This is a genomic window from Gemmatimonadales bacterium, assembly GCA_035502185.1.
Classification (GTDB): Bacteria; Gemmatimonadota; Gemmatimonadetes; order Gemmatimonadales; family JACORV01; genus Fen-1245.
The window spans coordinates 1-18,632 of the sequence record DATJUT010000079.1; the positions used below are offsets into that span (position 1 = coordinate 1).

The 18,632-nt window shown below is 74.0% G+C and carries 22 protein-coding genes; all 22 read right to left on the reverse strand.

Annotation, left to right across the window (positions count from 1 at the left end; all coding sequences use genetic code 11):
* On the reverse strand, window positions 1–466 hold a 466-nt coding region (locus VMF70_10710), incomplete at its 3' end, for a bifunctional nuclease family protein (GenBank protein ID HTT68490.1).
* Window positions 456–1,799, reverse strand: coding sequence for an adenosylhomocysteinase (ahcY, locus tag VMF70_10715; protein HTT68491.1), 1,344 nt, complete (start codon window positions 1,797–1,799; stop codon window positions 456–458). The genes VMF70_10710 and ahcY, both read right to left, overlap by 11 nt.
* Before the next feature lie 11 nt (window positions 1,800–1,810).
* On the reverse strand, window positions 1,811–3,022 hold the full coding sequence (metK, locus tag VMF70_10720; protein HTT68492.1) for a methionine adenosyltransferase: 1,212 nt from the start codon (window positions 3,020–3,022) through the stop codon (window positions 1,811–1,813).
* Window positions 3,023–3,045: 23 nt separating this feature from the next.
* Complete coding sequence (ptsP, locus tag VMF70_10725; protein ID HTT68493.1) at window positions 3,046–4,851, reverse strand: phosphoenolpyruvate--protein phosphotransferase; 1,806 nt, start codon at window positions 4,849–4,851, stop codon at window positions 3,046–3,048.
* Window positions 4,851–5,114, reverse strand: a complete 264-nt coding sequence (locus VMF70_10730; GenBank protein HTT68494.1) for an HPr family phosphocarrier protein — start codon at window positions 5,112–5,114, stop codon at window positions 4,851–4,853. The genes ptsP and VMF70_10730 overlap by 1 nt, the downstream gene beginning before the upstream one ends.
* Window positions 5,114–5,872 carry a PTS system mannose/fructose/sorbose family transporter subunit IID gene (locus tag VMF70_10735; protein ID HTT68495.1) on the reverse strand — a complete coding sequence of 253 codons (759 nt, stop codon included), beginning with the start codon at window positions 5,870–5,872 and terminating at the stop codon, window positions 5,114–5,116. Before VMF70_10735 ends, VMF70_10730 begins: the two co-directional genes overlap by 1 nt.
* A complete protein-coding gene (locus tag VMF70_10740; GenBank protein ID HTT68496.1) occupies window positions 5,869–6,561 on the reverse strand; it encodes a PTS sugar transporter subunit IIC in 693 nt (230 codons plus the stop codon). The genes VMF70_10735 and VMF70_10740 overlap by 4 nt, the downstream gene beginning before the upstream one ends.
* A complete protein-coding gene (locus tag VMF70_10745; GenBank protein HTT68497.1) occupies window positions 6,558–7,031 on the reverse strand; it encodes a PTS sugar transporter subunit IIB in 474 nt (157 codons plus the stop codon). Before VMF70_10745 ends, VMF70_10740 begins: the two co-directional genes overlap by 4 nt.
* Entirely contained in the window at window positions 7,028–7,408 is a 381-nt protein-coding gene (locus VMF70_10750) for a hypothetical protein (protein ID HTT68498.1), read from the reverse strand. Before VMF70_10750 ends, VMF70_10745 begins: the two co-directional genes overlap by 4 nt.
* Complete coding sequence (gene hprK, locus VMF70_10755; GenBank protein HTT68499.1) at window positions 7,401–8,354, reverse strand: HPr(Ser) kinase/phosphatase; 954 nt, start codon at window positions 8,352–8,354, stop codon at window positions 7,401–7,403. Before hprK ends, VMF70_10750 begins: the two co-directional genes overlap by 8 nt.
* Before the next feature lie 12 nt (window positions 8,355–8,366).
* Window positions 8,367–8,675: an HPF/RaiA family ribosome-associated protein gene (locus VMF70_10760; GenBank protein HTT68500.1), complete on the reverse strand. Its 309-nt coding sequence runs from the start codon at window positions 8,673–8,675 to the stop codon at window positions 8,367–8,369.
* On the reverse strand, window positions 8,675–9,802 hold the full coding sequence (locus VMF70_10765; GenBank protein HTT68501.1) for a glycosyltransferase family 4 protein: 1,128 nt from the start codon (window positions 9,800–9,802) through the stop codon (window positions 8,675–8,677). The genes VMF70_10760 and VMF70_10765 overlap by 1 nt, the downstream gene beginning before the upstream one ends.
* On the reverse strand, window positions 9,799–10,221 hold the full coding sequence (gene nusB, locus VMF70_10770; protein HTT68502.1) for a transcription antitermination factor NusB: 423 nt from the start codon (window positions 10,219–10,221) through the stop codon (window positions 9,799–9,801). Before nusB ends, VMF70_10765 begins: the two co-directional genes overlap by 4 nt.
* A complete protein-coding gene (ribH, locus tag VMF70_10775) occupies window positions 10,205–10,684 on the reverse strand; it encodes a 6,7-dimethyl-8-ribityllumazine synthase (protein HTT68503.1) in 480 nt (159 codons plus the stop codon). Before ribH ends, nusB begins: the two co-directional genes overlap by 17 nt.
* Complete coding sequence (locus tag VMF70_10780) at window positions 10,684–11,889, reverse strand: bifunctional 3,4-dihydroxy-2-butanone-4-phosphate synthase/GTP cyclohydrolase II (protein HTT68504.1); 1,206 nt, start codon at window positions 11,887–11,889, stop codon at window positions 10,684–10,686. The genes ribH and VMF70_10780 overlap by 1 nt, the downstream gene beginning before the upstream one ends.
* On the reverse strand, window positions 11,890–12,507 hold the full coding sequence (locus VMF70_10785) for a riboflavin synthase (protein HTT68505.1): 618 nt from the start codon (window positions 12,505–12,507) through the stop codon (window positions 11,890–11,892).
* Window positions 12,507–13,577, reverse strand: coding sequence for a bifunctional diaminohydroxyphosphoribosylaminopyrimidine deaminase/5-amino-6-(5-phosphoribosylamino)uracil reductase RibD (gene ribD / locus VMF70_10790; protein HTT68506.1), 1,071 nt, complete (start codon window positions 13,575–13,577; stop codon window positions 12,507–12,509). Before ribD ends, VMF70_10785 begins: the two co-directional genes overlap by 1 nt.
* 2 nt (window positions 13,578–13,579) lie before the next feature.
* Complete coding sequence (gene purM / locus VMF70_10795; protein HTT68507.1) at window positions 13,580–14,626, reverse strand: phosphoribosylformylglycinamidine cyclo-ligase; 1,047 nt, start codon at window positions 14,624–14,626, stop codon at window positions 13,580–13,582.
* Window positions 14,610–15,545, reverse strand: coding sequence for a PfkB family carbohydrate kinase (locus VMF70_10800; protein ID HTT68508.1), 936 nt, complete (start codon window positions 15,543–15,545; stop codon window positions 14,610–14,612). Before VMF70_10800 ends, purM begins: the two co-directional genes overlap by 17 nt.
* Window positions 15,546–15,567: 22 nt before the next feature.
* Window positions 15,568–17,217: an arginine--tRNA ligase gene (gene argS, locus VMF70_10805; protein HTT68509.1), complete on the reverse strand. Its 1,650-nt coding sequence runs from the start codon at window positions 17,215–17,217 to the stop codon at window positions 15,568–15,570.
* A gap of 2 nt (window positions 17,218–17,219) precedes the next feature.
* A complete protein-coding gene (locus tag VMF70_10810; protein HTT68510.1) occupies window positions 17,220–17,528 on the reverse strand; it encodes a zinc ribbon domain-containing protein in 309 nt (102 codons plus the stop codon).
* A gap of 36 nt (window positions 17,529–17,564) precedes the next feature.
* Window positions 17,565–18,632 (reverse strand): methylmalonyl-CoA mutase family protein (locus VMF70_10815; protein ID HTT68511.1); only part of this gene is annotated, 1,068 nt, incomplete at its 5' end.

The window sequence follows — 18,632 nt, forward strand, 5'->3', positions numbered from 1 at the left end:
GCGATTCCTTGTCGAGCGGTCCCTCGTCGGGCGGCGTGTCCACGGTGCTGACCGCCGAGGTGTCGAGCAGGTCGCCGTTGCTGAAGATCGGCGCCTTCAGGCGCAGCGCGATCGCGATGCTGTCGGACGGGCGTGCGTCCACCTGCACGACGTCGCCGTTCCGGTAGATGTGCAGCTCGGCGTAGTAGGTGTTGTCCTTCACCGAGGTGATGAGCACGCGGCGCAGCTCGCCGCCGAGCCCGACGATCACCTGCTTCAGCAGGTCGTGCGTCAGCGGGCGGGAGAACTTGACGCCGGCCAGCTCCATCGCGATGGCGCTCGCCTCGCTCGGCCCGATCCAGATCGGGAGCACGCGCTGCCCGTCCTTCTCCTGCAGGACCACCACCGGAGCATTGGTGTTCCGGTCGAGACCGAGATGGGCGACGCGGACCTCGACCAGCCCGCTCCCCGGCGCGTCAGGTGCCAAGATCCCAGGACGCCAGGTAGCGGCGCTGTTCCGCGGTGAGCGTGTCGATCGCGAGCCCCATCCCCGCGAGCTTGAGGCGCGCGATCTCCCGATCGATCTCGGCGGGCACGCGGTGCACGTCCTTCGACAGGTCCTGCACGTGCGTGACGAGGTACTCGGCGCCCAGCGCCTGGTTGGCGAACGACATGTCCATCACGCTCGCCGGGTGGCCCTCGGCCGCCGCCAGGTTGATGAGCCGGCCCTCCGCCAGGACGTGGATCCGCTTCCCGCCCAGCGTCCACTCGTCCACGAACGCGCGGGCCTCGCGCGGGCCCTGCGCCGCCTGCTTCAGCCCCTCGAGGTCGATCTCGACGTTGAAGTGCCCGCTGTTGGCCACCACCGCGCCGTCCTTCATCCGGCGCATGTGCTCGACGCGGATCACGTTGACGTTGCCGGTGAGCGTCACGAACACGTCGCCCACGGGCGCGGCCTCGGCCATCGGCATCACCCGGAACCCGTCCATCCGCGCCTCGAGCGCCTTGACCGGGTCCACCTCGGTCACGATCACGTCCGCGCCAGCGCCGCGGAACCGGTTCGCCACGCCGCGGCCGCACCACCCGTAGCCGGCGATGACGACCGTGGAGCCCGCCAGCAGCAGGTTGGTGGCCCGCACGATCCCGTCCACGGTGGACTGGCCGGTGCCGTAGCGGTTGTCGAACAGGTGCTTGGTGTCGGAGTCGTTCACCGCGATGACCGGGAACTGCAGCACCTTGTCCTTGGCCATCGCCTTGAGACGGATGACGCCGGTGGTGGTCTCCTCGGTGGAGCCGATCACGCCCTTGACCAGGGCCGCGCGCGCGTCCTTGGAGAGCGACTCCACCCACTTCCGCACCGGCGGCGCCAGGTCGTCCATCCGGCCGAGCGCGATCATGTGCAGCGAGCCCACCAGGTCGGCGCCGTCGTCCATCGTCACGTCGGGCCGGTGCGCCAGCGCCTCGCGGATGTGTTCGTAGTAGGTCTCGTGGTCCTCGCCCTTGATGGCGTAGACCGCGATGCCGTGGTCCTTGACCAGGTGGGCGGCCGCGTCGTCCTGGGTCGAGAGCGGGTTGGACGCGCACAGCGCGACCTCGGCCCCGCCGGCCTTGAGGGTGATCGCGAGGTTCGCGGTCTCGGTCGTGACGTGGAGGCAGGCGCTGAGGCGCCGGCCGCGGAACGGCTGCTCCTTCGCGAACCGCTCGCGGATCAGGCGCAGCACCGGCATCGAGCGCTCGGCCCACTCCACCCGGCGGCGGCCCTCCGCCGCCAGCGCCAGGTCCTTCACGTCGTGGGCGTCCTGCTTGGCGGCCATCGCCATCGCGCGCGCTCCTAGCGGCTGGCCGGGCGCGCCACGCCCGCCATCCGCTTCGCGGTGTCGGCCAGCTCGGCGGCGCGGTCGGTGCGCTCCCAGGTGAACAGCTCGACCTCGGTCTCCTCGACCGATGCCTTCACCGGCTTGCGGCCGAAGTGGCCGTAGGCGGCCGTGGCCTTGTAGATCGGCTTGCGGAGGTCCAGCGCCTCGATGATCGCGCGCGGCACCAGGTCGAACTGCTCGCGCACCGCCCGCTCGAGCACCTCGTCCGGCACGGTGCCGGTGCCGAAGGTGTCCACCAGCAGCGAGACCGGCTCGCGCACGCCGATGGCGTAGGCCACCTGCACCTCGCAGCGGCGCGCCAGGCCGGCGGCCACCACGTTCTTCGCCACCCACCGCGCCGCGTACGCGCCCGAGCGGTCCACCTTGGAGGGGTCCTTCCCGCTGAACGCGCCGCCGCCGTGCCGCGCGTACCCGCCGTAGGTGTCCACGATGATCTTGCGGCCGGTGAGTCCCGCGTCGCCCTGCGGCCCCCCGACCACGAACCGGCCGGTCGGGTTGATGTGGTAGATCGGCTGCTCGCCCGCGACGTACTCGGACACGACCGGATTGATCACGTGCTCGATGACCTCGGCCTTGAGCTCCTCGTGCCCGATGGTCGGCGCGTGCTGCGTCGAGACCACCACGGTGTGCACCCGCTTGGGCCGGTCGCCCTCGTACTCGATCGTGACCTGCGACTTGCCGTCGGGCCTGAGCCACGGGAGCTTGCCCGCCTTGCGCACCGCGGCGAGCCGGTGGGTCAGCGCGTGCGCCAGCTGGATCGGGAGCGGCATCAGCTCCCTGGTCTCGTCGCACGCGTAGCCGAACATCATCCCCTGGTCGCCGGCGCCGCCCGTGTCCACGCCCTGCTTGATGTCCGGCGACTGCCGGTCGATGCTGGTCAGGACCGCACAGGTCTCCGCGTCGAAGCCGTACGACGCGTCGGTGTAGCCGATCGCCTCGACCGTGCCGCGCACGATGTCCGGGATGTTAACGTAGGTCTCGGTGGTGATCTCGCCGCCCACGACGGCCATCCCGGTGGTCACGAACGTCTCGCACGCGACCCGGGCCGCGGCGTCCTTGGCGATGATCGCGTCGAGCACCGCATCCGAGATCTGGTCGGCGATCTTGTCCGGATGACCCTCGGTGACCGACTCCGAGGTGAAGAGCCAGCGTCGCTCGTTACTCAATGTGTCGTCTCGTGTTGGGGTCGCTAACGGCGGAAGCTAGCCCGGCGTGCACGGGCTGGCAACGGGGACGAAGGGTCGAGGAGCCGCAGGTCCACGACGCTCCCGACGGTGCGCCGCGCGAACGCGTTCACCTCGTCGGTGGTGGGCAGCTCCAGCGCCGCTTCCGCGCACGACGCCGCGTCCCGCGCGCTGATCTGGCGCACCATCCACTTCACCAGCGGCAGGCTCGGCGACGCCACCGACAGCACCCGGTAGCCGAGACCCACCAGCAGGTACACCGACACGGGGTCGGCGGCCATCTCGCCGCACACCGACACCTCCCGGTTGGCCGCGCGCGCCGCCCGCGCCACCGCCGCCAGCAGCCGCAGGATCGCCGGATGGTGCGGATTGAAGCGCTCGGCCAGCCGCGCGTTCCCCCGGTCCACCGCCAGCGTGTACTGCACCAGGTCGTTCGTCCCGACCGAGAGGAAGTCCGCGACCTCCGCCAGCCGGTCGGCCACGATCGCCGCCGCCGGCGTCTCGACCATGATTCCGATCGGCACGCTCGTGGCCGACTCGATCCCGCTCTTGTGGAGCGCGCGGGCCTCCTCGGCCACCAGCTCGCGGGTCCGCAGCACCTCGTCCACCCGGGTCACCAGCGGGAGCATCATCTTGAGCCGCGCGTGCGCCGCCGCCCGCAGGATCGCCCGGATCTGCGGGCGGAAGATCTCCGGCTGGTCCAGGCACACCCGGATCGCGCGCCAGCCGAGCATCGGGTTGCCCTCGTTCGTCCGCTTGAACGGCGCCGGGAACTTGTCGCCGCCGAGGTCGAAGGTGCGCACCACGACCGGATGCGGCGCGAACGCCGTCCCGATGCGCCGGTACAGCTCCGCCTGCTCGTCCTCGGTGGGCATCTGCCCGCGGCCCTGGACCAGGAACTCCGTCCGCATCAGGCCGATGCCCTCGGCGCGGTGGCGCAGCGCGCCCTCCAGCTCCTCGGGCAGGTCGAGGTTCGCGCGCACGGCCAGCACGGCGCCGTCCGTGGTCTGCGCCGGCAGCTCCGAGCCCGCCTCCAGGTCGCGCTCCAGCTCGCGCCGCTGGCGGTCGCGCCGGCGCGCCGCCTCCATGGTCGCTTCCGACGGCTCGACCTGCAGCGTCCCGGCCCAGCCGTCGAGCACCACCGTGTCGCCGGTGGAGACCCGCTCGAGCACCTCGGGCAGGGCCATCACCGCGGGGATGCCGATCGAGTGGGCGAGGATCGCGGCGTGGGAGGTCCGCGTGCCCTCCTCGCACGCGATGGCCAGCACGGCGTCGCGGTCCAGCTGCACCGTCAGGGCCGGCGTCAGGTCGCGCGCCACCAGCACCACCGGCGCCTCCGGGCTCGCGTGCTCCAGGGCCGGCTCCTCGACCCCGAGCAGGTGCGAGAGGACCAGGATCTCGACGTCGGTGAGGTCGGCCAGCCGCTCGCGCAGCGTCGCGCTGCCCGTGGTGCTCCACAGCCCGCGCCACTCCAGCATCTTGAGCTGGAACGCCCGCTCGGCCGAGAAGTGGTTGTCCTTGATCAGCCGGTCCACGCCCGCGCGGAGGTCGTGGTCCTCGAGCATCATCAGCTGCGCGTCGAAGATGCGGGCCTCCTCCTCGCCCGCCCGCTCCGCGGCCCGGGCCCGCGAGCGCCCGATGCGCTCGCGCGCGTACGCCATCGCCTCCTCCAGCCGGCGCGCCTGGGCCGCCACCTGGTCCGGGCGGATCGTGACGTCGGGCACGGCCGGGGCTTCCCAGCGCACCACCAGCGCCGGTCCCACGGCCACGCCCGGCGACACCGCGATTCCCTTGATGACCCGGTGCGGCATCAGTCCTCCCCGAACCCCGCTGCCACCAGCGCCAGGAGCGCCTCCACCGCCGCCTCGGCGTCGTCGCCGTCGGCGCGGATCAGCAGCGCGCTCCCGCACTCGGCCGCCAGCATCATCATCCCCATGATGCTCTTGCCGTTGACCTCCAGGTCGTCCTTCTTCACCACGATGTGCGCGCGGAACCGGTTGGCGACCTTCACGAACTCCGCCGCCGGCCGCGCGTGCAGGCCGAGCCGGTTGACGATCGGGGCCGACCGCTCCACTACCACAGCACCCCCACGCCCACCACCACGGCCAGCACCAGCGCCGCCGTCACCAGGCCGGTGGCCCGTCCCTGCAGGAGCCGCGCGGCCTCGGCGAACAGGACCGCCGCGGCGGCCGCAGCGGGCACCTCCCACCGCGCCCGGAACGGGTACCAGCCGAGCAGGGCCGGCAGCGCCGCGCCCACGACCAGGGCCGCGACCGGCGCGACCAGCTCGAGCGAGCGCTGCAGGCCCGGCGCCGCGAGCGCGCCGGCCACGCTCATCCCCGCGCGCCACCCCCGCCTGAGGCCCCACACCCGCAGCCACACGTGCACCACGTTGTAGAGCACCAGGAACACGACCACGGCCCAGGCCCCGGCGGAGCACGCCACCAGGAGCAGCCCGACCGCCGCGCAGGCCGGCAGCCACCCGGCCCAGACCAGCCGGTCGCCCAGCGAGCCCAGGGGGCCGATGAGCGCGGACCGCAGCCGCTCGATCCGCTCGGGCGGCGCGCCGTCCGCCTCCGCCCGCGCCGCCGCCCCCACCGCCAGCGCGGCGAGGTACGGGTGCGCGTTGAAGAAGCGCGCCTGCCGCGCCAGCGCGGCACGGTACGCCGCCGGCCCCTCCTGGCCCGGGCTCCGGCCCAGCGCCCGCAGCATCGGCTCGACCGCGAAGGCGAACCCCACGCCCAGCATCCGCTCGTAGGTGAACGCCGCCTGGATCGTGAACAGGCGCACCAGGGCCGAGCGGAAGCCCGGGGCCCGGTCGGAGGGCGTCACCACGCCAGCAGTCCGGCCGCGAGCGCCACGCCCGCCACCGCGCCGCCCGCCAGGAAGCGCCGCGGCGTCCCCTGTCCGAACAGGCGGTACGCGCTCCACAGCGCCACGCCGAGGGCGGTGCCCAGCACCGCCACGTCGGCCAGCTCCCGCGGGGCGCGCCAGCCCTGCGCCACGTGGCGTGCCACCCGCTCGCCCACGGCGAGGGTGACGCCGGTCAGGGCCCCGGCGCGCAGCAGGTCGCGCACGATGCCCCCGACCTGCAGCGCGGCCAGCGCGCGCGCGTCGCCGCGGTCCAGCGCCAGCTCGCGCCGCCGCAGCTGCGCCGCGTTGAGCCGCCGCACCGCGATCAGCCCCAGGCCGCCGAGCCACGCCGCCAGGAGCGCCACCACCATGATGCCGGCCATCCACGCGGGGTCCCACACCCCCCCGCGCAACGCGGCCAGCGCCCCGGCCGCCGCCGCTGCCGGACCCCAGTCCGGGTAGCGGGACGCGCCCACCGGCAGGGACTCGAAGGCGAACAGCTCCAGGACCGCGCCCGTGGCGAGGCCCGCCATGGGCCCGCCGACCACCGCGCCGCCGAGGAAGCCCGCCACCAGCGGCCGGCCGATCATCGCCTGCGGCACGCTGACCAGGTCGAGCCCCGCCACGGCCCCGACGCCGAGCACGGCCGCGACGCTCGCGCCGGTCACACCAGCTCCGCGACGGGCACCGGCTTCGCCGTCGGCACGTCCTGCGCGGTGACCTCGACGCCCCGGCCGGCGAGCTCGCGCAGCCGCGCCGCCTCGGCCTCGGTCAGGAACACGTAGCGCAGCCGCTCGGTCCGCCCCTCGCGCGCGTGGATGCCGCCGACGTTCACCTTGCGCACCTCCGGCACCGCGGCGCACAGCGCCGCCATCGTGTCCACGTCGCCGGTGAGCACGATGCCCTTGCGCGGGTCGCGCTCCCACTCGGCCGCGTGCCCGGCCGCCTCCGCGACGGTGGCGAACACCACGTCCATCGCCGGCGGCACGCCCATGCGGTACAGCTCCTGCTCCCACACGTTGGCGCGCACGCCCTCGTCCACCAGCACGATGAAGCCGATGCCCAGCCGCTGTCCCCAGCCCACGACCACCTGCCCGTGGATCAGGCGGTCGTCGATGCGGTACAGCACCACGCTCACCGCTCGACCAGCCCCACCGCGGTGCGGCCGACCTCGACCGCGCGCCGCGCCGCCTCCTCCACCGGCAGGTCGCGGTGGAAGGCGAAGTCCACCAGCATCGCCAGGTTCACGCCGGTCACCACCCGGACGTCGCCCCGGCCCCGCGCCAGGGCCGCCGCGGTGAACGCGCACGAGCCGCCCGCCATGTCGGTGAACACCACCGCCGGGCCGCCGCCGATGGCGGCATCCAGGCTGCGCAGCAGCGCGGCGCGGTCGCAGCCGGTGTTGGACACGGCGGCCAGCCCGTGGTCGTCGCCCGCGATCGCGCGCACCGCCGCGAGCAGCGACGCGGCCAGCTCCGAGTGGGCGACCACCACGCCGGTCAGGCGCTCACTCATAGTCCTCTTCCAGGTACTCGCGGATCTGGCGCTGCTCCTGCATCCGGCCGATCAGCCGCTCGTTGAACTCGCGCGCGGAGTCCACGCCCGAGTACTTGAGCAGGTGCCGCATCGCCACCACCTCGGCGATGACCGTGATGTTCTTCCCGGGGTTCAGCGGCACCACCACCCGCGGGAGCTTCACGTCGAGGACGGTGGTCTCGTCGCCGTCGAGACCGGTGCGCTCGTAGGGCGCGGCGCTGTCCCAGTCCTCCAGCTGCACCACCACCTCGATGCGCTTCTGCTGCCGCACGGCGCGGATCCCGAACAGGGCCGCGATGTCGATCAGCCCGATGCCGCGGATCTCCATGAAATGGTGCTGGTGCTCGTGCCCGCGGCCGATCAGCACGTCGTGGCCCAGCCGGCGCACCAGCACCACGTCGTCGGCCACCACGCGGTGCCCGCGCTCGACCAGGTCCAGCACGCACTCGCTCTTGCCGATGCCCGAGCGCCCCAGGAACAGCAGCCCCACCCCGTACACGTCCGCCAGCGAGCCGTGGATCGCGGTCTGCGCCGCGAAGACCTCCTCGAGGAACGGCTTGAGGCGGTTGTAGAACTCCGACGTCTTGAGCGACGTGCGGATCACGGCGACGCCGTTGGCGCGCCCGAGCTCGGCGAGCTCGGGCGGCACCTCGAGCCCCTTGGTCACGAACAGGCAGGGGCACCCCAGCTGGCACAGCGACAGGATGCGCTGCCGCCGCTCCGCCGCCGGCAGGGCGAACAGGTACGAGATCTCCGTCTCGCCCAGCACGTACACGCGGTCCGGGGTGAAGCGCGCGGTGTAGCCCGCCAGCACCAGCCCCGGGTTCGATACCTCGGCCGAGGGGATGACGCGGTCCAGGCCCGCGTCCCCGGTCAGCACCTCGAGCTGCAGCGTGTCCGCGCGCTGCTCGATCAGGTCACGCAATCGGACCGTAGGCTACCTCCGCGCGCTGCCCGCCCGCCGGCGGGGGTTGGCTTCCTGCTTGTCGAGCTGGCGCCGCAGCTTCTGCGCGGCGCGGTCGAGGGCCGTGCGGTGGTCCGGCGCGTCGGCGCTGGCCACGTGCACCATTCCGCGCGCCGCCGTGAGCCGGACTTCGGCGGTGGCCCGCTGGTGGTCCTGCCCGAAGGTGACGTGCGCCGCCGTGGGCCGGCGCGCGAGCCGCGCCAGGCGCTCCACGACGCGCTCGACGCGCAGCCGCAGCGCCTCCGCGATCTCGCCGTGGCGGGTGGTGATCGTCGTCTCCATCAACCGCGCTCCTGGCCGCGCGGCCCTGCGGCCGCGGCGGCTTCGAGGTGGGCTTCCGTTTCGCGGGCCGCGCGATCCCAGCTCAACGACTCCGCGAACGCGCGCGCCCCGCGTCCCAACCGTTCGCGCAGGGCGGCGTCCCGGACCAGCTCGCCGAGCGCGGCCGCCATCGCGCCGGCGTCGCCGTGCGGGACCAGGAGCCCGGTCTCGCCGTGCCGCACCGACTCCCGCAGCCCGGGGCTGTCCGAGGCCACGGCCGGCGTCCCGCACCCGGCGGCCTCGAGGTTGGTGATGCCCCAGCCCTCCTTGGGCGACGGGAACACCACCGCCCACGCCTCCCGGTACAGCGCCAGCTTCGCCTCCTCGCTCACGCGCCCGAGGAACGTCACGCCGCTCCCGCCGGCCGCCAGCCGCTCGAGCCGCGCCCGGTCGTCGCCGCTCCCGGCGATCACCAGCTCGGCGTCCGGGGCCGCGGAGCGGCGCAGCAGCGCCAGGGCGGCGATGGCCGTCTCCACCGCCTTATACCGCTTCAGCCGCCCCACGTACAGGAACCGCGGCCGGCCGGCCCGGGCGACCCCCGCGGCCGGCGCATAGTGCGCCGCGTCCACCCCCGGGTAGATGACCCGGATCGCCTCGCGCGCGAAGCCGCGCCGCACCAGGTCGTCGCGCGTGCTGTCGCTGATCGCGTGCACCGCCGCGCGGCGGTACACGGCGGGCATCGGCCGCTCGGCCGCCCACACCGCCAGGGCCACCGGCCACGCGACTTCCCGGAACGCCGTGGTCCCGAACAGGTGCGGCACCAGCAGCACCAGCGGTCCCCGCCACCGCAGCGGCAGGTAGAGCGGGACCTTGTTGACGTCCTCGACCACGACGTCCGGCCGCAGCGCGCGCGCCAGCGCGGCGAACGCCCGCCGGCCGCGCGCGGCGAAGCCGTACTCCCCCGCCACCCGGTGCACGGCCATCCCGTCGAGCGTCGCGTCGGCCGCGGCGCCGGGATACCGGCTGGCCAGCAGGTGCACCTCGTGGCCGCGCGCCGCGACGCGGCCGAAGATCTCGTGGAGATGCACCTCGGCGCCGCCGGCCTGCGGATTCGTCCGGTCGCGCCAGTTGACCACCAGGAGCTTCACAGCCGGCCCAGGTCGCGGGCCAGCCGGTCGAGGATGCCGTTCACGAAGCCGGGCGACTTGGGCCCGCCGAACCACCGCGCCAGCCGCACCGCCTCGTCGATCACCACCTTGGGCGGGGTGACCCGGGTTTCCAGCTCGAGGGCCGCGAGGCGCAGCAGGTTCCGGTCCACCACCGCGACCCGCTCGAGCCGCCAGCGGTCGGCGGCGCGCTCCAGCGCGGGGTCCAGCCGCGCCCGCGCGCCCACCACCGCCTCCGCGAGGCCGACGGCCCGGTCCCGGACCGCCGGCGACGCCTTCACCAGCGGCAGCACCCGCGCCCACACGGGGCGCGGATCGGCCGCCGGTTCCGCCACCTGGTCCCACGCGTAGAGCAGCTGGAGCGCGAGGGCACGGGTGCGCGTCTCAGGCCGGATCGCCATCGTGCGGCAGCGCCGCCGCGGCCTCCAGCGCCGCCGCCGTGGCCTCGTGCCCCTTGTTGCCCGCGGTGCCGCCGGAACGCTCGAGCGCCTGCTCCAGGTTCTCGCAGGTCAGGACGCCGAAGCCCACCGGCACGCCGTATTGGACGGAGAGGCTCATCAGGCCGCGCGCGGACTCGGCGGCGATGATCTCGAAGTGCGCGGTCTCGCCGCGGATCACCGCCCCGAGCGCGACCAGCGCCCGGTAGCAGCCCCGCTCCAGCAGACCGCGCGCCATCACCGGCAGCTCCCAGGCGCCGGCCACCCACCGCAGGTCCACCTGGTCCGGCGCGATGCCGTGCTCGCGCAGGCACTGCTCCGCCCCCGCCAGCAGCCGGCGCGTGACGTTCTCGTTGTAGCGGCTCGCCACCAGCGCGATCCGCGAGGGAGCGGCGCGGGACGCCGACGCCTGGCCCGCGGCGCCCATCAGTGCGCCAGCAGGTGGCCGAGCTTGTCGCGCTTGACGTCGAGGTACCCGGCGTTCTCCTCGGTGCGCGGCGGAATGATCGGGAGCCGCTCGACGATGGACAGGCCGTAGCCCTCGATGCCCACCAGCTTCATCGGGTTGTTCGTGAGGATGCGGATCGCCTTCACCCCCAGGTCGAGCAGGATCTGGGCGCCGATGCCGTAGTTGCGGAGGTCGGGCAGGAAGCCGAGCCGCTCGTTGGCCTCCACCGTGTCCTGCCCCGCGTCCTGCAGCTCGTACGCCTTGAGCTTGTTGAGGAGCCCGATGCCGCGCCCCTCCTGGTCCAGGTAGACCACCACCCCGGCGCCGGCCTCGGCGATCATCCTCATCGCCGTCTGCAGCTGCCAGCCGCAGTCGCAGCGCGCCGAGCCGAACACGTCCCCGGTCAGGCACTTGGAGTGGATGCGCACCAGCGCCTCGGGCCGCGCGCGCACGTCGCCGTAGACCAGCGCGACGTGCTCCGCGCTGTCGACGTCGTTGCGATAGCCGATGACCCGGAACTCGCCATACGGCGTGGGCAGCCGCGCCTCGGCCACCCGGTGCACCAGCCGCTCGTTCTGGAGCCGGTGGGCGACGATCTGCGCCACGGTGATGAACGTGAGTCCGTGCTCGGCGGCGAACCGCTCCAGCTCCGGCCGCCGCGACATCGTGCCGTCGGCGTTGAGGATCTCGCACAGCACCCCGGCCGGGATGAGGCCGGCCAGGCGCGCCAGGTCCACGCTCGACTCGGTCTGCCCCACCCGCTGCAGCACCCCGCCGGGCCGGGAGCGGAGCGGGAAGACGTGCCCGGGCCGCCTGAGGTCGCCCGGCACCGTCACCGGGTCGATCGCGACGCGGATGGTCGTGGCGCGGTCGGCGGCGCTGATCCCGGTCGTGACCCCGAAGCGCGCCCCCGCGTCCACGCTGACAGTGAACGCCGTCTCGTGCGCCTCGGTGTTGTGCTCGACCATCTGCTGCAGGCCCAGCGCCTCGCACCGCTCGCCGGTCAGCGTGAGGCAGATCAGGCCCCGCCCGTGCACGGTCATGAAGTTGATCAGGTCGGGCGTGATCTTCTCCGCCGCCGCGACCAGGTCGCCTTCGTTCTCCCGGCCCTCGTCGTCCGCCACCACGACCAGCCGGCCGGCGCGGATGTCGGCGATCGCCTGCTCCACCGTCCCGAATGTCATCTAGCTCCGCCTCCTCCTCCGGGCGGCCCGGTGCGGCGCCAGGAGGTGCTGCACGAACTTCCCGATCAGGTCAGCCTCCAAATGTACCCGCGTCCGGACCCGGGCTCTACCCAGGGTGGTGACTTCCAGCGTGTGCGGAATGACCGAGATCTGCACCACGCCGCGCCTGGGCAGGGCGTTCACGGTCATGCTGATGCCGTCCACCGCGATCGAGCCGTGGAGCACCGAGAGGTCCGCCACCAGGCGCGGCACCCGGATGTCGAGCAGCACCGAGTCGGCGAGCGGCCGGCGCCGCACCACGGTCCCGACGCCGTCCACATGGCCGGAGACCAGGTGCCCGCCCAGCAGGTCGCCCAGCTTCAGCGACCGTTCGAGGTTCACCGGGCGCCCGGCCGCGTACTCGCCGAGGGTGGTGCGGCTGCGGGTCATCGTCACCGCCTCGACCGTGAACGTCCGCCGGCCGAGCGCGACCACCGTCAGGCAGGTGCCGTCCACGGCGATGCTCTCGCCGATGGCGAGCTTGCGGCGGTACGGGTGCTCGATCCGGACCTCGAGCCCGCGCGCGGTGCGGCGGACGCGGCGCACCGTCCCCATCGCCGTCACGATGCCGGTGAACATCAGCGCCGGTCCATCACGAGCAGCGTGTCGTCGCCCAGCGCGCGGCGGTCCACCGTGCGCCACCGCACCGCCTCGCCGATGGCCGCGCCCGGCAGCCCGGCGAAGGCGCTCACGCCGCCCTCGCCCAGCCACAGCGGAGCCACCACCAGATAGACACGGTCCACCACGTCCTCCCCGAGCATCCGTCCGGCCACCACGCCGCCGCCCTCCACCAGCACGCTGTCCACGCCGCGCCGCGCCAGCTCGGCCAGCGCCTCGCGCGGGCCGTCCGCCGCCGCGACCTCGACCCCCGCCGCGCGCAGGGCGCCGGCGCCCGCCGCGGCGTCCCGGCCCACCAGGGCCAAGGTCGGCGTCTCGCGCGCCGTCCGCACCAGCGTCGAGTCCGGCGGCAGCTCGCCGCGGCGGTCGAGCACGACCCTGAGCGGCGGCCGGTTGGGCGCCACGGATCCCCGCACCGTCAGGCTCGGATCGTCGGCCTTGACCGTGCCCCCGCCCACCGCGATCGCGTCGAAGCCGGCGCGCAGCCACTGCACGAACTCGCGCGCCGCCTCGCCCGACACCCACCGGGAGCGCCCGTCCCGGTCGGCGATGCGCGCGTCGAGCGAGACCGCGAGCTTCAGCGCGACGAACGGGCGCCCGCGCCCGGCGCAGCGGTGGAAGAACAGCGCGTTCTGCGCCCGCACGGCGCTCTCCAACAGCCCGCCTTCGACGGTCACGCCGGCCCCGGCGAGCACCGTCGCTCCCCCCCGCGCGGCGGGATCCTCCTCGCGCGCCCCGAACACCACGCGCCGGATGCCCGAGGCCACGATCGCGTCGGTGCACGGCGGCGTCTTCCCGTGGTGCACGCAGGGCTCGAGGCTCACGACCAGGTCGGCGCCCCGCGCGCGCTCGCCCGCCGAGACCATCGCCAGCACCTCGGCGTGCGGCCCCCCGTACTCGGCGTGGTAGCCCTCGCCGACCACCGCGCCGTCGCGGAGCACCAGCGCTCCCACCAGTGGGTTGCGGCCCACCCGTCCCCACCCGTTCCACGCCAGCGCGATGGCGCGCTCCATCGCCTCGCGGAAGTCCACGCTCAGCTCGCCTCCGCCTCCGCGTCCCAGCGCACCGCGCCGCGGCCCGCCACCGTCGTGCCGATCTCCCAGGTCTCCACCCCGGCCTCGCGCGCGGCGGCGCGCAGCGCCGCAGCGTCGGCCGGCGCGCAGGCGGCGACGAGCCCGATGCCGAGGTTGAACACCTGCCGCATCTCCTCGTCGCTCACCGCGCCGCCCCGTCGCACCAGCTCGAACGCGGCGGGCACCGGCCACGAGCCGCCCCGCACCACCGCGTCCACCGTGCCCGGCAGGACCCGGACCAGGTTGCCGGGGATGCCCCCGCCGGTGACGTGGGCCAGCGCGTGCAGCCGCGCGCGCACCGGCCACACCGCGGCGAAGTAGCTCCGGTGCACGGCCAGGAGCACCTCGGCCACGGTCCGGCCGGTCGCGGGGAACGGATCGTCGAGCCCGAGCGCCAGGTCGCCGAAGATCACCCGCCGGAGGAGCGAGTACCCGTTGGTGTGGAAGCCGCTCGAGGCGTACCCCACCAGCACGTCTCCCGGCGCGACGCGGTCGCCGTGCAGCGCCTCGTCCTCGGCCACCACGCCGAGGATCGTGCCGGCCAGGTCGTACTCCCCGGGCCGGTAGACGTCCGGCATCTCCGCCGTCTCGCCGCCCACCAGCGGCATGCCGTGCGCGCGGCACGCGCGCGCCACGCCGCTCACCACCTCGGCCGCCACCGCGGGATCGAGCCGGCCGGAGGCGAAGTAGTCGAGGAACCCGACGGGCCGCGCCCCGTGCACCAGGATGTCGTTGACGCAGTGGTTGACCAGGTCCTCGCCCACCGTGTCGTGGCGCCCCGCGCGGATCGCGACCAGGACCTTGGTGCCCACGCCGTCGGTGGACGCGACCAGCACCGGCCGGGCGACGTCGGCGGGCAGCCGCACCAGGCCGCCGAACGCGCCCACCGCGCCGAGCGAGGCGCCGGTGCGGGTGCCCCGCACCAGCTCGGCGATGCGCGCCTTGGCGGCCTCGGCGGCCGCCAGGTCCACGCCCGCGCGGCGGTAGCGGTCAGCGCCGACCGGCATCGGCGCTCGCGGCGTCCAGCTCGAAGTGCACCAGGTCGCGGTAGGCGCGCACCCGCGCCACGACGTCGGCCAGCGTGATCTCCTCGAACCGGCCGACGGAGAAGCGCTCCACCGCGAACGACCCCATCGCCGAGCCGTAGACCATCGCGAGCCTCAGCCCCGCGTCCGACACGTCGCCGGTGCGCGCCAGCTGCGCCATGAACCCGCCCGCGAACGAGTCGCCGGCGCCGGTCGGGTCGAACACGTCGTCCAGCGGGAACGCCGGCACGTAGAAGATCCGGTCCTTCTCGACCAGCACCGCGCCGTGCTCGCCCTTCTTCACCACCACGTACCTCGGCCCGTGGTTCAGGACCCAGCGCGCCGCGCGGTGGATGTGCCAGTCGCCCGACAGCTCGCGCACCTCCGAGTCGTTCACCAGCAGCACGTCCACGTGCTCCAGCAGCTTCATCAGCGCGGTGCGCTTGCCCTGGATCCAGTAGTTCATCGTGTCGCAGGCCACCACCTTCGGCTTGCGGACCTGCTCCAGGACCTCGAGCTGCAGCTCCGGATCGATGTTGCCCAGGAACACGTACTCGGCGTCGCGGAACTCGGGCGGGATCACCGGCTTGAAGTTGGCGAAGACGCCGAGCCGGGTCTCCAGCGTGTCGCGGGTCGAGAGGTCGAAGCCGTACTTCCCGGCCCAGCGGAAGCTCTCCCCGTCGGCGACCGTCACGCCCCGGAGGTCCAGCCCGCGCTCGGCCAGCCGCTTCAGCTCGGCCATCGGGTAGTCGCGCCCCACCACGCCGACCATCTGGACCGGGTAGAGCAGCGACCCCGCGCACCCGAAGAACACGGCGGACCCGCCGAGGGCGTTCTCGGTGCGGCCGAACGGCGTCTCGACCGAGTCCAGCGCGACGCTGCCGACGACCAGCAGGCTCATCCCGACCCCTCCCGTCCCGGCGCTACATGCGCTCCGGGGCCACCAGGCCCAGGAGCCCGAGCGCGTTGGCCAGCACGATCTGCGTGGCCCGCGCCACCGCCAGGCGCGCGCGCACGACCTCCGGGTTCTCGCCGAGTACCCTGCAGCGGTGGTACCAAAGGTGCGCCGCGCGCGCCAGCTCTTCCAGGTAGCTCGTCACGCGCTGCGGATCGAGCGCCGCCGCCGCGCGCTCCACGACGCCCGGAAAGCGCGCCAGGGCCTTGAGCAGCTCCGCCTCGCTCGGGTCGGTCAGGAGCGCGACGTCCACGCCCTCCGCCCCCACCGTGGCCGGGTCCACGCCGCCCACCCGGAACACGCCGCTCATCCGCGCGTGCGCCATCTGCACGTAGAAGACCGGGTTCTCCTCGCTGCGCTTCAGCGCCAGGTCGATGTCGAAGTGCAGGTGCGAGTCGGCCTTCCGCATCAGGAAGAAGTACCGCACCGCATCGCGCCCCACCTCGTCCACCAGGTCCCGCACGGTGACGTAGCTGCCGGCGCGCTTGCTGATCCGCACCTCCTCGCCGCCCTTCATCACCGTCACCATCTGGTGCAGCACGTACTCCGGGTAGCCCTCGCTCACCCCGAGGTCCAGCGCCTGCAGGCCGATCCGCACCCGCGTCACGGTGCTGTGGTGGTCGGAGCCCTGCACGTTGATGGCCCGCGTGAACCCGCGCCGCCACTTGTGCACGTGGTACGCGACGTCGGGCACGAAGTAGGTGTAGTCCCCGCCCTTCTCCGCGCTGCGCCGGACCACCCGGTCCTTGTCGTCGCCGAAGTCCGTCGTCCGGAGCCACAGCGCCCCGTCCTGCTCGTAGGTGTGGCCCGCGGCGATCCAGCGCGCCACCGTCTCGTCCACCCGCCGCTCGGCGTACAGCGACGACTCCAGGAAGTACACGTCGAACCGCACCCCGAACGCCTGGAGGTCGCGGTCCTGCTCCTCGCGCAGCGCCGCCACGGCGAACTGCCGCACCGCCTCCACGTCCGCCGCCTCCCGGTCCGCGGGATGCGCCGCGAGGTAGCGCTCGGCGATCTCGCGCACGTACTCCCCGTGGTAGCCGCCCTCGGGGACCTCCGCCGTCCGCCCGCCGAGCTGCGCCACCCGCGCCTGCACGCTGGCGGCCAGCTTCAGGATCTGCGCGCCGGCGTCGTTGTAGTAGAACTCGCGCGTGACCTTCCAGCCGGTCCACTCCAGCAGCGCGCTGATCGCGTCGCCCAGCGCGGCCTGGCGGCCGTGCCCCACGTGCAGCGGTCCCGTCGGGTTCGCCGAGACGAACTCCACGTTGACCGGCGCGCCGCGCACGGTGGCCGCGCGGCCGTAGGCCGGCCCCGCCGCCAGGATCTGGGAGAGGATGCCGGCGAGCCGGTCGGCGGCGAGCCGGAAGTTGATGAAGCCCGGACCCGCGATCTCCACCGAGGCCACCAGGTCCGGCGGGAAGCTCAGCGCGGCGACGATCCGCTCGGCGACCTGCCGCGGCTTGGCCTTGAGCGAGCGCGCGAGCACCAGCGCGAGGTTGGTCGCCAGGTCCCCGTGGCTCTTCTCGCGCGGCGTCTCCAGCTCGACCGCGACGCCGGCGGGCGCGCCGAGGGCGGCCGCGACCCGGGCGAGCTCGGCCCTGATCTCGTCCTCGGACACGGTCAGTCGGCTTTCGAGTCGGACTTGGGTGCGTCGGGCTTCGGCGAGGGGGCGGGCTTCTCGCCGGAGTCCTTCTGCCGCTGCGTCGCCCGGTCGCTCTTGGCCTTGTCGTGCTTCGCCTGCTCGCTCGGACGCTTGTAGTCGGTCTCGTAGAAGCCGGAGCCCTTGAACACCAGGCCGTGGCCGCCCGAGATCAGGCGCTCGGCCTTGGCCCCGCACTTGGGGCACTTCGCGCCCGGCGGCGCCGAGATCTTCTGGAGCCGCTCGAACCTGGTGCCGCACTTGGGGCACTTGTACTCGTACGTCGGCATTGCGGCTGATGACCTAACGCAAAGAGATATATAAGGTTAGCCGATGGTGGCCGGGGCTGTCAAGGAACTCCCGAAGCGGCCCCAGGCCCGCTCCATCGCGAGCGTGATCTCGCCCACGGTGGCCCGCGCGCGGACGGCCTCCAGGATCAGCTCCATCAGCGGGGCCGCGGGCGCCGCGGCCGCGGTGCCCAGCGCGCGGAGCGCGCGCTCGGAGCGGGCGGCGTCCCGGGCGGCGCGGGCCGCCCGGAGCCGCTCGACCTGCCGCGCCGCGAGGGCCGTGTAGTCGGGCGCCGGTGGGGCGCCGGCGGCCTCGCCCTCCTGGAAGCGGTTCACGCCCACGATGACGTCGTCGCCGCGCTCGATGCCCAGCTGGGCGGCGTACGCGGCCGCGGCGATCTCCCGCTGCACGAAGCCGTCGGCGATGGCCCGCACCGCTCCGCCGCGGCGCTCGACCTCGGCCATCAGCTCCCGGGCCGCGGCCTCGAGGGCCGCCGTCAGCGCCTCGACGTAGTAGGAGCCGCCGAGCGGGTCGGCGGTGCCGGTGACGCCGGACTCGTGGGCGAGCACCTGCTGGGTCCGGAGCGCGAGGCGCGCCGACTCGGCGGTCGGCAGCGCGAGCGCCTCGTCGAAGGCGTTGGTGTGCAGCGACTGGGTGCCGCCCAGCACCGCCGCCAGCGCCTGCACGGCGACGCGCACCACGTTCACCATCGGCTGCTGCGCGGTGAGCGTGGACCCCGCGGTCTGCGTGTGGAAGCGGAGCCGGCACGCCGCCTCGTCGCCGCCGAACTCCTCCCGGACCAGCGTGGCCCACAGGCGCCGGGCGGCGCGGAACTTCGCCACCTCCTCGAACAGGTCGTTGTGCGCCGCGAAGAAGAACGAGATCCGCGCCGCGAGCCGGTTCACGTCGAGGCCGGCCCGCGCCGCGTGCCGCAGGTAGGCGAGCGCGTCGGCGAAGGTGAAGGCCAGCTCCTGCGCCGCCGTGGCGCCCGCCTCCCGCATGTGGTAGCCGCTGATCGAGATCGGATTGAAGGCGAGGCCGCGCTCCAGGACGAAGCGGAACACGTCGGTCGCCAGGCGCAGGCTCTGCTCGGGCGGGAAGACGTA